General features: G+C 39.8%; 13 protein-coding genes. 8 read left to right on the forward strand and 5 right to left on the reverse strand.

Annotated elements, in window-relative coordinates; translation table 11 throughout:
* Positions 1 to 32: 32 nt before the first annotated feature.
* Together ACOZIR_RS22750 and ACOZIR_RS22755 are read right to left on the reverse strand one after the other, a co-directional pair.
* Positions 33 to 1,235: an MFS transporter gene (locus ACOZIR_RS22750; RefSeq protein ID WP_310878141.1), complete on the reverse strand. Its 1,203-nt coding sequence runs from the start codon at positions 1,233 to 1,235 to the stop codon at positions 33 to 35.
* A gap of 129 nt (positions 1,236 to 1,364) precedes the next feature.
* Positions 1,365 to 2,159 (reverse strand): SDR family oxidoreductase, encoded by a 795-nt coding sequence (locus tag ACOZIR_RS22755; protein WP_310878140.1) that lies wholly within the window; start codon positions 2,157 to 2,159, stop codon positions 1,365 to 1,367.
* A gap of 170 nt (positions 2,160 to 2,329) precedes the next feature.
* Between ACOZIR_RS22755 and ACOZIR_RS22760 the strand changes: the two genes are divergently transcribed.
* Positions 2,330 to 2,914: a DUF502 domain-containing protein gene (locus ACOZIR_RS22760; RefSeq protein ID WP_310878139.1), complete on the forward strand. Its 585-nt coding sequence runs from the start codon at positions 2,330 to 2,332 to the stop codon at positions 2,912 to 2,914.
* Between the two features lie 24 nt (positions 2,915 to 2,938).
* Here the strand turns inward: ACOZIR_RS22760 and ACOZIR_RS22765 are convergent, their stop codons facing one another.
* The gene (locus ACOZIR_RS22765; RefSeq protein ID WP_310878138.1) at positions 2,939 to 3,811 is read right to left on the reverse strand and encodes a TetR/AcrR family transcriptional regulator; all 873 of its coding nucleotides are present in this window, start codon (positions 3,809 to 3,811) and stop codon (positions 2,939 to 2,941) included.
* Positions 3,812 to 4,080: 269 nt separating this feature from the next.
* On the opposite strand from ACOZIR_RS22765, the gene ACOZIR_RS22770 reads away from it, so the two are divergent.
* Entirely contained in the window at positions 4,081 to 7,191 is a 3,111-nt protein-coding gene (locus tag ACOZIR_RS22770; RefSeq protein WP_045291617.1) for an efflux RND transporter permease subunit, read from the forward strand.
* Positions 7,192 to 7,227: 36 nt separating this feature from the next.
* Positions 7,228 to 7,365 (forward strand): hypothetical protein, encoded by a 138-nt coding sequence (locus tag ACOZIR_RS22775; RefSeq protein ID WP_014457868.1) that lies wholly within the window; start codon positions 7,228 to 7,230, stop codon positions 7,363 to 7,365.
* 33 nt (positions 7,366 to 7,398) lie between these two features.
* Here the strand turns inward: ACOZIR_RS22775 and ACOZIR_RS22780 are convergent, their stop codons facing one another.
* Both ACOZIR_RS22780 and ACOZIR_RS22785 read right to left on the reverse strand, forming a co-directional pair.
* A complete protein-coding gene (locus tag ACOZIR_RS22780) occupies positions 7,399 to 7,572 on the reverse strand; it encodes a YozQ family protein (protein WP_013085357.1) in 174 nt (57 codons plus the stop codon).
* Positions 7,573 to 7,681: 109 nt separating this feature from the next.
* Positions 7,682 to 8,671, reverse strand: coding sequence for an ABC transporter substrate-binding protein (locus ACOZIR_RS22785; RefSeq protein ID WP_080890158.1), 990 nt, complete (start codon positions 8,669 to 8,671; stop codon positions 7,682 to 7,684).
* 179 nt (positions 8,672 to 8,850) lie between these two features.
* Between ACOZIR_RS22785 and ACOZIR_RS22790 the strand changes: the two genes are divergently transcribed.
* The 5 genes from ACOZIR_RS22790 to ACOZIR_RS22810 all read left to right on the forward strand — a co-directional run bounded on the left by ACOZIR_RS22790 (position 8,851) and on the right by ACOZIR_RS22810 (position 12,765).
* The gene (locus ACOZIR_RS22790; RefSeq protein WP_045291616.1) at positions 8,851 to 9,855 is read left to right on the forward strand and encodes a FecCD family ABC transporter permease; all 1,005 of its coding nucleotides are present in this window, start codon (positions 8,851 to 8,853) and stop codon (positions 9,853 to 9,855) included.
* Entirely contained in the window at positions 9,852 to 10,901 is a 1,050-nt protein-coding gene (locus ACOZIR_RS22795) for a FecCD family ABC transporter permease (RefSeq protein WP_045291614.1), read from the forward strand. Before ACOZIR_RS22790 ends, ACOZIR_RS22795 begins: the two co-directional genes overlap by 4 nt.
* A 26-nt stretch (positions 10,902 to 10,927) precedes the next feature.
* The gene (locus ACOZIR_RS22800) at positions 10,928 to 11,755 is read left to right on the forward strand and encodes an ABC transporter ATP-binding protein (protein WP_013059664.1); all 828 of its coding nucleotides are present in this window, start codon (positions 10,928 to 10,930) and stop codon (positions 11,753 to 11,755) included.
* A gap of 103 nt (positions 11,756 to 11,858) precedes the next feature.
* A complete protein-coding gene (locus ACOZIR_RS22805; protein ID WP_340141677.1) occupies positions 11,859 to 12,515 on the forward strand; it encodes an IucA/IucC family C-terminal-domain containing protein in 657 nt (218 codons plus the stop codon).
* A complete protein-coding gene (locus tag ACOZIR_RS22810; protein ID WP_045291611.1) occupies positions 12,508 to 12,765 on the forward strand; it encodes a YusU family protein in 258 nt (85 codons plus the stop codon). Before ACOZIR_RS22805 ends, ACOZIR_RS22810 begins: the two co-directional genes overlap by 8 nt.
* Positions 12,766 to 12,930: the final 165 nt, after the last annotated feature.

A 12,930-nucleotide genomic window follows, 5' to 3' on the forward strand; every position in this document is an offset into this window, starting at 1 on the left:
ACAAAAAAGACGCTCTAAAAGAGCGTCTTTGTTTATGCGAGCTGCTTTTGTTTGGTTTCTTTTCCTAGAAAAACAACCGAACCAACACCGATTAAAATAGCTGCACAAAAGATTGAGAACGTAATGGTTAAAGACGCACCTTGGGTTGACATATACCCAACTAACAGCGGTCCTAAAATTCCTCCAATTCGTCCAAAAGAGGCTGCCATTCCAGCTCCTGTGCCTCGAATAGATGTCGGATATTGCTCAGGTGTATACGCGTATAAAGCTCCCCAAGCCCCTAAGTTGAAGAAAGACAACAGCATACCTGCTGTTAGCAGCAGCCAAAGTGACTCCGCATTTCCGAAGATATATGCGCTGGTAGCCGTACCTAACAAGTATGTGACCAATACGAATTTTCGGCCCATGCGTTCAATAAACCAAGCAGCCGTATAATAGCCAGGCAGTTGAGCTAATGTCATAATCAATACGTATTCAAAGCTTTTGATTAAGCTAAATCCTTTAATGACCATGACGCTAGGTAGCCATAAAAACATGCCGTAATATGAAAATACAACGCAAAACCACAGAACCCACAGCATAATGGTAGATTGACGATAAGGCTTAGACCACACGCTTCTTACATTGTCTGCAATCGACGATTTCTTTTCCTTTGTCGCTTCCACAAACTTGGGAGAATCGGGCAGTTTAATGCGCAAATAAATGGCATAAAACGCTGGAATAGCCGTTAGGATAAGCGCTAGCTGCCACCCGTAAGCTGGGATTACAAAATAAGAAATAAGCGCTGCCAGTAGCCAGCCGAACGCCCAAAAACTTTCTAACAAGACGACCACTTTACCGCGCTTTTCCGGCGCCACGGTCTCAGACACAAGTGTAGAAGCAACAGGCAGCTCTCCTCCTAAACCCATTCCAATTAAAAATCGAAATACTAAAAAAGCAGCAAGGGTAGTAGTAAGAGCGGAAAGGCCGCTTGCCACTGAAAAAAGAACAAGAGTCACAATAAAAACGGTTTTTCGCCCAATTCGATCAGCCAGCAACCCGAACACCAGAGCTCCGACGGCCATTCCGATCGAGTTAACGCTGCCTATCCAACTCATTTCAGTAGGGGAAAGCCCCCATTCAGCGTGAAGAGCTGCAATGATAAAAGACAAAATGCCAACATCCATTGCATCGAAGAGCCATCCGAGTCCTGCGATGCCAAGCAGCTGACGTTCTGATAATTGTTTTGTTTTCATGTCTTCCTCCTAGAAGCAAAGAATTTTGCTTTAAGTTTACACCTGTCTTGACATAATGTCACGTCTATTTTAAAGAAAAAGTTCAAACGGAAAAGCTCTATACCTTATGGTATAGAGTTAATTTTATTCTCACATTTTATCGTAAAGCATTTTTCCAGGCCATGTATATGCCATATGACCGCCGTCTACCGTAATGCAATCACCCGTTACATATGAGCTGTCATCAGATGCTAAAAATAATACAGCGCCAGCTACTTCTTCGGGTTTGCCTAAACGGCCCATCGGATCGACCCATTCATATGCTTTTCTGAATTTTTTTCCTTCTTCAGCGCCTGATAAATCATCAAGAAGAGGTGTTTCGATTGTCCCAGGAGCAATTGAGTTAACGCGAATACCTTCACGAGCGTAGTCAATTGCCATAGTTCTTGTTAAGTTGGTAATAGCGCCTTTTGCCGCATTATAGCCAGAACGGTCTAAGTCTGCTGCCAGTCCGGATACGGATGAATTATTGATAATCGATCCGCCATTTTCTAACATCAGCGGAATAACGTATTTGCTTACAAGAAATGTTCCGCGTAAATCTACCGACATTAAGCGATCCCAGAGTTCTACTGGATATTCGTGAAGCTTGCCGCCTTCTGTGTCTGTCCCCGCATTATTAAAAAGAATGTCCACTTTTCCAAATTTCTTTTCAATTTGCGCTGTGAACCCTTTTACTTTTTCTTCTTCAGCTACATCGATATAGTAGGCGTATGCTTCACCGCCAGCGTCTTTAATTTCTTGTGCTACTTTTTTCACACCGTCTAAATTAATATCGGCACAAATAACAACCGCTCCTTCTTTCGCAAAGCGCTCAGCAGTTGCTTTTCCTATGCCAGAGCTTGACCCTGTAATAACAGCAATTTTTGATTCTAAACGTCCCAATTGTATCCCTCCGAAAAAATAAATATATAAGTATGTATGTTCATGTACCCATCTATTATTTTGATAAAACGTTGCTAGTTTATACGTATATGAATAGAAATAAAGAGAGGCAGCAAAACAAATCCATTGTATAATGAACAGCAGTATGTCAGAAAAAATGAGGTGTTTGCATGAAAGCAATCATAAAAAGCTTTATTAATGGACTCTTAACGATTGTCCCTATTATCCTTGTTATTTATATTTTGGTAAGAGTGTTTAATTTTTTAGACAGCATTTTAGGAAACGTATTGAAGCCCTATATGAAGCAGGATTATATACCTGGTATTGGAATCTTAGCAACGCTTGTCTTAATTACGTTCTTAGGGTGGTTATCCACCCGTTTTTTCGCTGGGAAAATCATTAACTTAATTGATCGATTGTTAGAAAAAATACCGCTTGTTAAAACGCTATATAGTGTCATTAAAGATACATTTCAATCTTTTCTTGGAGAGAAAAAGTCTTTTTCAAAAGTAGCTTTAGTGTCAATGCCCGGCACGTCAATGAAAGTCATTGGATTTGTGACCTCTGAAGAAGTAGAAGAGGTGATTCACTCGTTAAAAGACCACGTCGCTGTCTATGTTCCACAAACTTTTCAAGTGGCTGGTTTTACTTTTTTGATTCCAAAAGAAGAAATTGAATGGTTAGATATTAAGCCGGAAGAAGCAATGAAGTTCGTGTTATCTGGGGGAGTATCTAGTTCAAAAGCAGAAAAATAACAGAAGGCTTATTGAAGCCTTCTGTTATTTTTGTTGGAGTAAGGCTGTTAAAAGATTAAGCGGTTCTTCCAACGGTTTAAGTTCCGTTAAATTTCCAAGCATGCCTTTTACAATAGCAGTGGTAGGCTGCTCTTTTTTTAGCTCCGTTTGTAAAATGTAAAAGCTGTCTGCGTGTTCATCAGAAATATGATTGCTGGTGTCTAGCAAATGTTGAATTTCCTCAAGAGCTTGTTTTACCTGCTCATTTTTACTGAGAAAAGTCGTTCGTTCTTTTCCGTATATATCTTCACCAAAAGAAGCGGGAATAAGGGGACGAGGTTTTCTAACTAATAAATCTTCTACTAATACATCAACTCGGTCCATTATGTACTGCGCTACTTCTTTAAAGGTAAGCTCGTATTGATTGAAGATAATAATTTCTAAAAAGGAATGATGAATACCTTCAATCATTTTCGTTAAATCCGAGATATAAGGAGTTACGTCTTCTCCGTATACGCTAATGAGGCTTTTGCGATGAAAGTAAAACGTTTCTCGCTGCATTTTATGAACAAAAGTCTCCACTTCTTTGTTAAATGGAATAGATTTTTCACGGATTTGCATGATAATAAAATCTCTGTGCTCCGTAATAAATTCATAAAAATAGATGAGCTGATTCATATAGCGGATGCGGGCATCGTTTACTTCCTCGTCGAGAGCATAAACAGAGCTAAAGAGCTTTTCATAGTAAAAGTTTAGAATTGATAATAAAAGTGCATCCTTAGATTTGAAGTGCAGGTAAAACGCGCCTTTAGAAATATTGCATTCATCTACAATTTCTTGTACAGAGGTAGCATTAAACCCTTTCTTTGCAAAAAGCTTAATGGAAGCTTCAATTATTCTTTTTTCTTTTTCTTTCACGTATTCTACCTCCTTTATTGAACAATTTGGCCATTCATTTCGTTAGATAATAGTATCATACACTAAAAAAGATAAAGGTATATATCAAAGTTAAGACCGGGATTCAGTTCCTTTAAAAAACGATTTATCGTAAATATGTCTTTATTATGAACATGTTAGGAGAGAGCCTGCTTAGGGTTGACACTGACCGGTTAGTCATTTATATTTTAAGTTGTTGTGACCGATCAGTCAATTTTATTAGTATACATATATTTTAAGGAGGATATGCATTGGGGAAGTTTATTAAATTTTCATTGAAAAATAAATTTGCAGTATGGCTGTTAACGCTCTTTGTCATTATTGCAGGGCTGTATTCAGGGTTTAATATGAAGCTAGAGACCATTCCTGATATTTCAACGCCTGTTGTAACAGTCAGTGCAACTTATCCGGGAGCCACTCCGGAACAAGTGGCAGATAAGGTGAGTAAGCCGATTGAACAAAAGCTTCAGGGACTGAGCGGCGTTGATACAGTTAGCTCATCTTCTTATGAAAATATGGCTACCATTCAAGTTGAATATAGTTTTAGTAAAGATATGGAAAAGGCAGAAGACGAAGTTAGGCGAGCTCTTTCAAACGTAGATCTGCCAGATGATGTAGAGGAACCAAATGTTTCAAGACAAAGCATCAGTGATTTTCCGATTATTTCATTAAGTGTTTCAGATGATAAAAAATCATTAGAAGACTTAACGAAGTATGTAAAAAATACCGTTGTTCCACAAGTTGAAAAAGTGCAAGGGATTTCTTCGGTCAGCGTGTCAGGAGAACAAGTTGAAGAAGCAGAACTTGTATTCAAACAAGACAAGCTCAAGCAGCTAGGACTTGATGAAGATACGGTGAAAAAGCTTATTCAAGCATCCGATGCAAAAGTGCCGGCTGGCACGTATACGATGGATGGATCTCAAAAATCTGTTGTGGTAGACGGAAAGATGACAACAGAAAAAGATTTAGAAAACTTAGAGATTCCAGCTGTGCCTAGTCAAGGAGCTGCTCAAGGTCAGCAACAAGGAATGAGCCAGCAGCAGACACAAGGCGCCGTGCAGCAGGCGCCGTCCGCAGCTTCGATTCCAACTGTGAAATTAAAAGAAATTGCGGATGTTAAAGTGACGGGGAAAGCAGAATCCATTTCTCGCACGAACGGAAAACCTTCAATTGCTGTACAAGTTGTCAAAGCGAAGGATGCGAACACAGTAAATGTTGTAAATGATATTAAAGAAAAAATGAATAGCCTAGAAAAGAAAAATAAAGACCTTCACGTTGACAATATTTTTGATCAAGGTAAACCAATTGAAGATTCTGTTCATACGATGCTAAATAAAGCTATTATCGGTGCGGTCTTTGCGGTTATTATTATTCTTTTATTTTTACGTGATATTCGTTCAACGATTATTGCCGTTATTTCAATTCCGCTTTCGCTATTAATCGCCATTTTAGCGCTCAAATCAATGGATATATCTTTAAATATTATGACGCTTGGAGCGATGACTGTAGCCATCGGAAGGGTTGTAGATGATTCCATTGTCGTTATTGAAAATATTTACCGCCGCATGGCTTATCAGGAAGAAAAGCTTAAAGGAAAAGATTTAATTGTCGCGGCGACGAAAGAAATGTTTGTTCCAATTTTCTCTTCTACAATCGTAACCGTGGCCGTATTCTTACCGTTAGGTCTCGTAGAAGGACCGGTAGGAGAGCTATTCTTACCGTTTGCGTTAACGGTTGTTTTTGCACTGTTAGCATCACTGCTAGTAGCGGTAACACTCGTGCCAATGCTTGCTCATTCGTTATTTAAAACAAATGTAAAAGTCAAAGAAGAAAAGCCAAGCAAACTAGCGCACGGATATAAGCGAATTTTGAACTGGACGCTAAACCATAAGCTTATTTCCTTTGGGTTAGCCGTACTACTGTTAGTAGGAAGTTTATTTTTAGTTCCTTCTATTGGGGTTAGCTTTTTATCATCCGATCAAGAAAAAACGCTGACGCTTACGTATACACCGAAAGCCGGACAGTCTCAAAGCGACGTAGAAAAAGCAGCGAATCGTGCAGAAGCGTACTTGATGAAGCGAGATGGTGTCAAAACGGTTCAGTATTCGTTCGGTGAAGGCAACTCTTTTAATCCGGGAAGCAAAAATAACGTTTTAACATTCGTGCAATATGACGAGGATACACAAAACTTTGATAAAGAGCAGGACAAAGTATTAAAAGCTCTTAACAAACAAGCGAATCAAGGTGAATGGGGCTCAATGAATACGGCGTCTAGCGGCAGCAATAATTCATTAAACGTCCTTATTTACGGAGATAGCTTAGACGAAATCAAACCTTATGCTGATAAAGTTCAGCATGTTTTAGAAAAGCATAAAGAACTGAAAAATGTCGATTCTACGCTTTCAGATACGTTTGATGAATATACGCTAGTACCGAACCAAAAGAAAGCCGCTGAACTCGGCTTGTCTGCTAGTCAAATCGGCATGCAAATTTCGAACCTTGGACAGCGTGAAGTATTAACAACTATCCAAAAAGACGGAAACGAAATTAACGTGTACCTTCCAAAAGAAAAAGAGGATTTCTCTACTTTTGCCGAACTTTCAAGCACAAAAGTAACCTCTCAAACTGGACAGGAAGTCACATTAAATGAAGTTGTCGACATTAAAAAAGGGAAAACGTCGAATACGGTAACGCGCCGTGATAATAAAATTTATGCAGAGGTAAGTGCCGATATTAAGAGTGACGATGTAGGCGGTGTTTCTTCTAACGTCCAAAAAGAAGTGAAGAAAATTGATTTGCCAAGTGATATGGACATTAACTTTGGCGGAGCATCAGAGCAAATTAATGACTCATTTAGTCAATTAGGAATTGCTATGCTCGCCGCCATCGGTATTGTCTACTTCGTACTAGTACTGACATTTGGTGGAGGTTTAGCGCCATTTGCTATCTTATTCTCACTTCCATTTACACTTATTGGTGCGCTAGTGGCGCTTTTAATCTCTGGGGAAACGATCAGTATTTCTTCGATGATTGGAGCTCTTATGCTAATTGGAATCGTGGTAACAAATGCGATTGTTCTGATTGACCGCGTGATTCATAAAGAGCAAGAGGGTCTTTCAACGCGTGAAGCTTTACTAGAAGCTGGGATGACACGTCTTCGCCCAATCTTAATGACGGCTATTGCAACGATTGGTGCACTGCTTCCATTAGCTTTTGGATTTGAAGGTGGAGGCCTTATTTCAAAAGGGCTAGGGGTTACCGTGATTGGAGGACTAACAAGTTCTACGCTGCTTACGCTCATTATCGTTCCAATTGTCTATGAGTTTTTTATGAAGTTTAAGCGCAAAAAAGTAAAAGAGTAGAAGCAAAACAAATTTCCGCTTTTGAGGTGAATAGCGATGAAGTCAATTGATAAACTAATGAAACAGCTGATCCAACAAGGAATTAAAGCAAAGAAAGTGACGATTGATAAATCAAAGCGCCAGCAGTGGATGTCCATGTCATTGCCTAAAACGGCATGGCAGCATTCAAAATAAAAAAGAGCTGACTTAGAGTCAGCTCTTTTTTTATTAACGATCTGTATCTTCAAATGATCCTTCTTGATAGGCGTCGCTTACTTGCTCATGTGTTTCTGCTAGACCTTGCGAGAGTGCATCTTGTCGGTTATAATCTTCTGTTTCGAACTGGCGGTCAGCCATTTCATTTGTATCTGGCTGCTTTTTAGGCTGTTTTTTTGAATTCATTTTCACCACTCCTATTTAATAAAGTGAGACCACGTTTAGTGTGCGATGAAAGGAAATACATTATACATGAAAGAAAGAGCTTCGATTCGTCGAAGCTCTTTCTTTCATATTATTGTTGTTTTTTATCTAAGAAGATTTTTTCAATATCATCAAGGACGATATTAGCTGCTAAAACACCGCCTGCTGTATTCCAAGTAGCATCATCTACTTTATGAACATGATTTTCTTGAGCCACTTTTAGCTTTTTAAAGAGAGGATCGTTTATCCATTCTTTTTCAAGCTTTGTTGCTTCACCGTCTCCTGTTTCATAAGAGAAGTAGAATAGCTGATCACCGTCCATTGCCGGAATGCGTTCTTTTGTTGCATTCATTTCCGCAAAATCATCCTTGTCTTGAGATTCAGGGCGAGCAAAGCCAAGCTGATCTAAAATAACGCCTGAGAACGAATCTTTATGATAGATACGAACGTCTCCGGCTGTAAAGCGTACAACTGAGATTTTTTGTTTTAACTGATCACCAAGGCGTTTCTTTAAATCCGCTACGCGGTTGTCGTAGTCCGCTAATACTTCCTTGCCTTTTTCTTCTTTATTTACCGCTTTTGCATATAGCTTAAAGTTTGATTTCCAGTCTCCGCGCAGCTCGTCAGAAAATACAGTCGGAGCAATTTGACTTAGCTGATCGTAAACTTTTTCTTGGCGCATCTTATTTCCGATAATCAAGTCAGGCTTTAAAGCAGCAATTGCTTCTAAGCTCGGCTCGCTTTCTGTACCTACACTTTTAACGCCTTTCATTTGACCTTTAATATGGTCATACCACGGATTTCCTAACCATGATTGAACAGCACCAACAGGCTTTACACCCATTGCAAGAAGAGCTTCAGTACCTTCGTTTGTTAAAACGACCACTCGTTTAGGTGTTCCTTTAATGTCTGTTTTATCCATTGCGTGTTTTACTGTATAAGTTTCGCCAGAACCCTCAGTTTTTTCTTTTTTATCGCCGTCAGCGCTGTTTGAATTACCGCAGGCTGCCAGCACAAGCAGTGTCATAATGGTAAGAATGGATAACAAATATGACAACTTGTTTTTACGATATGTATTCACGTCTTTTCCCCCTTGTGAGTGATAATGATTTTCATTAACAATTAAGATAATATTCTAACTTTTAAGCGGTGTCAATTAAAAAATGAAAATGATTCTCAAAATCATTGACACTTTTTTCAATGTTTCCTAAACTAAAGGTTAGATATATATAGGAATCATCTTAGAGGAGAGCAATGAAAATGATGCTACGCAGTGTTCAAATGAAAGTAATGGGGCTCATCATTGGAATCATGCTGCTTTTAATCTGTATTGGATTAAGTATCGTACTGGGATACACAGATACAAGTATCAAAACAGCATTTGAAGCTTTTCAAGCGTTTAACGGTTCGAATGAGCACATAGTTATTCAAAATATTCGATTGCCGCGCGCTATAATCGGTGCTGTGGTAGGTATTTGTTTAGGAATTGCAGGAGCAATGATGCAGGCGTTAACGAAAAACCCACTTGCTTCACCGGATATTATTGGTGTGAACGCTGGGGCCAGCTTTTTTATTGTTGTTGCAGTGATGATTTTTTCGGTCAATTCACTTCAAGCTTTTACATGGATTGCATTTGTAGGAGCGGCATTAACCGTAGTGGTTGTCTATTTTCTTGGGTCCATCGGAAAAGAAGGATTAACGCCTATTAAACTGACGCTCGCAGGAGCGGCTATTGCAGCCTTTTTCTCTTCTTTAACACAAGGACTGCTGGCTGTGGATGAATCTTCGCTTGATCAAGTCCTTTTTTGGCTGGCTGGGTCTGTGCAAGGACGCAAGGTGGAAATGCTGTATGGCATACTGCCTTATGTAGTGCCAGCAATTATTGTTACTTTTTTTATCGCTTCAAAAATTAATATTTTAACGATTGGTGAAGATGTAGCTAAAGGATTAGGTCAAAGAACGGCTCTTGTCAAAATTATAAGCGGGATCATTATTGCGATCTTAGCCGGGGGAGCCGTTGCAGTAGCCGGTCCGATTAGCTTTGTAGGAATCATTGTTCCTCACGTTGTAAGAGCAATTGTAGGACAAGATTATCGCTGGGTATTTCCCTATAGTGCGGTTGTCGGCGGGATTTTAATTTTATTAGCTGATGTTGGCGCAAGGTACGTCATTATGCCTCAAGAAATCCCTGTTGGAGTCATGACTGCTGTTATTGGTACACCTTTCTTTATCTATATGGCAAGGAAAGGGGCGAAGGCGTCATGAAAACATACTTATCTCTTCGTTTAAAGAGAATTTCATTTTTAGTTAATATAAAAGCTGCTCTAATCATTATCGGATTTTCAGCTGTCCTTGTTGCACTCTTTTTGGTAAGTGCAGGTACGGGTGACTTATTTATCAATCCTTTTCGTGTGATTAAAATTTTAGCGGGGCATGGATTGGAGTTTGAACGGTTAGTCGTTACCTCCTTTAGACTTCCGCGCATTATCGTTGCCATTTGTGCCGGTATTTGTTTAGCCATTGCCGGTGCTATCTTGCAGGGGCTTGTGAGAAATCCGCTTGCTTCACCAGATTTAATCGGATTAACAGGAGGAGCGTCAGTCGGTGTGGTGTTATTTTTGGCACTATTTAGTGATAAAAGCAACTCGTTAACCGTAAGTATTAATTGGATGCCTGTTAGCGCATTTTTAGGTGCGGTGGCAGTGGCGCTTTTACTTTATGTGTTTGCCTGGAAAAATGGCGTCTCTCCTATTACACTAGTATTAATAGGAATTGGATTAACAGCGCTAACGAAAGCTATGACCACGCTGTTTATGATTATGGGTCCTATCTATCGCGCCAGTCAGGCAAATATTTGGATTACGGGAACGGTGTATGGCTCAAACTGGGCCAGTGTTTCCGTACTAGTTCCTGTTACAATAGGGCTGGTTATAATCACGATTTTAATGATTCGAAATTTAAATGTTCAAGAATTAGGTGAAGAAATTGCGACTAACGTTGGAAGTCGCGTTCAAAAAAATCGATTGGCACTATTGCTAATGAGCACAGCTTTAACAGGAAGCGCCGTTGCATTTGCAGGCGGAATTAGCTTTGTAGGATTACTTGCTCCACATATTGCCCGAAAGCTTGTAGGTTCATCATTCGGAGCTTTAATACCGCTATCGGCACTAATCGGAGCGATTTTAATCACAGCAGCAGATTTAATTGGCCGAACATTCTTCTTGCCAATCGAAGTGCCAGCAGGTGTATTTACAGCTGCAATTGGTGCACCGTACTTCATTTATTTACTATATAAACAAAGAAACGTATAGCATTCTTTGTAGAAGGAGCGATTCGCATGCATTCATTAGAAACAAAATCGCTAACATTATCATATGGAGAAGCGATGATTATAGATGAGCTTGACGTTACCATCCCAAAGGGTGAGATTACGGTTTTTATCGGCAGTAATGGATGCGGAAAATCTACGCTGCTGCGTTCACTAGCAAGATTATTAAAGCCACATGCCGGCTCTATTTTACTAGAAGGCTCTAAAATTTCTTCTCTTCCTACAAAGGAAATTGCAAAGCAGCTAGCAATCCTTCCGCAAGGTCCTGTTGCACCTGAAGGGCTGACTGTGCTGCAGCTTGTTAAGCAAGGGCGCTATCCGTATCAAAATTGGTTCCGTCAGTGGTCTCAAGAAGATGAAGAGAAAGTACAAAACGCGCTTGAAGCCACAGGTTTAGCAGACTTGGCTGACCGTCAAGTTGATTCGCTTTCCGGAGGACAGCGTCAGCGCGCATGGATTGCCATGACATTAGCGCAAGATACGGATATTATTTTACTTGATGAACCGACAACGTATTTAGATATGACGCATCAAATTGAGATCTTGGACTTGTTGTTTGAACTGAATGAAAAAGAAAATCGTACCATCGTAATGGTGCTGCATGATTTAAACCTAGCCTGCCGCTATGCTCATCATATTGTGGCGCTTCAAGATAAAAAAATCTATGCACAAGGAAGACCAGAAGAAGTCATTAACTGCGATTTAGTGCAGCGAGTTTTTAATATGAACTGTGAAGTGACGGTGGATCCGTTATTTGGAACACCTCTTTGTATTCCTCATGGGCGCGGACGATGTATTGTGAATAAGCTGCGAGTTGAAACACAGCATGCTCAGTAGGAATGAGCAAAGCGAGTTAGCAGAAAAATTCCGCTGTACGTTTAAAGATAACTCGCTGTACAGGTTTTCTCCCTCCAGTTGCATGGATGAAAGTGCGCTGAGGGTGCAGCTGCTATGGATTCAACAGACGATGGAGGCTGCTAACTTGAGAGCAGCGGCTTCCATGCTAGCGAAGCGATATAGCTTTGTTGCGGTGGCGGCTTTGTATTCATTTATTGTGTTTCAAAAAAAGATAAACGCATCGATTAAAAATATTTCGTTGCATACAGAAGACGCTGAAACGATGTGGCTTCCAAAAGTATTTATCTCAGAAATTGAGACAATAGAAGTAACAGAGGACAATCGGAAAATTCTTCTTGATGAACTTCTTGATGAATTGTTTGCTCATCAAATTGAGCCGATATGGTCAGCACTGCGTAAAGTAACAAAAATTTCAAAGCTGACGCTGTGGGAAAACGTAGCTGTTTATATCCACTGGCTTTATGATTTGCTTTTAGCAAAGGAAGAAATAGACAATGTGGAAGTGAAAAAAGATTTACGATACGTGTTGGAAGAAGCTGAGGATCATCACTTTGGTTCATATCATCATAATCCGCTTGCTCGGTACAGTTCACTTCCTCAATATGTAGAGAAGCAAAAGCAGGAGATAAGAGTTCGGCAAACGTGCTGTCTGTCTTACCAGACAGGAGATAAAAAGACTTATTGTCGAACGTGTCCGGTTATTTGTAAACCAAAGAAAGGAGTGATTGTGCATGAATAAAACCTTTCAAGAGCAATTCGACGGTTTGATTGAAAAGTATACGGAACTAATGGTTGGTAAAAGTGACGAGCAGCTGCAGGAAAAAGTGAAAATGTGGGCACTTTACAACCATATCTCAAAATCTATGCCGCCTTTAACAAAGCATTGGAATCAATTATATCCAGAAGCAAAAGCGGAGATGGTCGAGATTGTGAAGGAAATAAAAGAGCTGAATGAAGCGCATCGAGCGTCACAGCGAAAACCAGAATAAAAAACATTCATCACGAAGCTGATGGATGTTTTTTTATCAAAAAAGCCCCAGGTCGCTTTTTGATCTAGTGTGCATATGTTAATTAAGGGTGCCTATCTATCTGATTGATAAAATGGTAAAATTAATGATAATTGGATAAAATTTGTGAGGTGTATGACAAGTGAA

The sequence above is a fragment of the Priestia sp. D3YE.R1 genome, from assembly GCF_049199565.1.
Lineage (GTDB): Bacteria > Bacillota > Bacilli > Bacillales > Bacillaceae_H > Priestia > Priestia aryabhattai.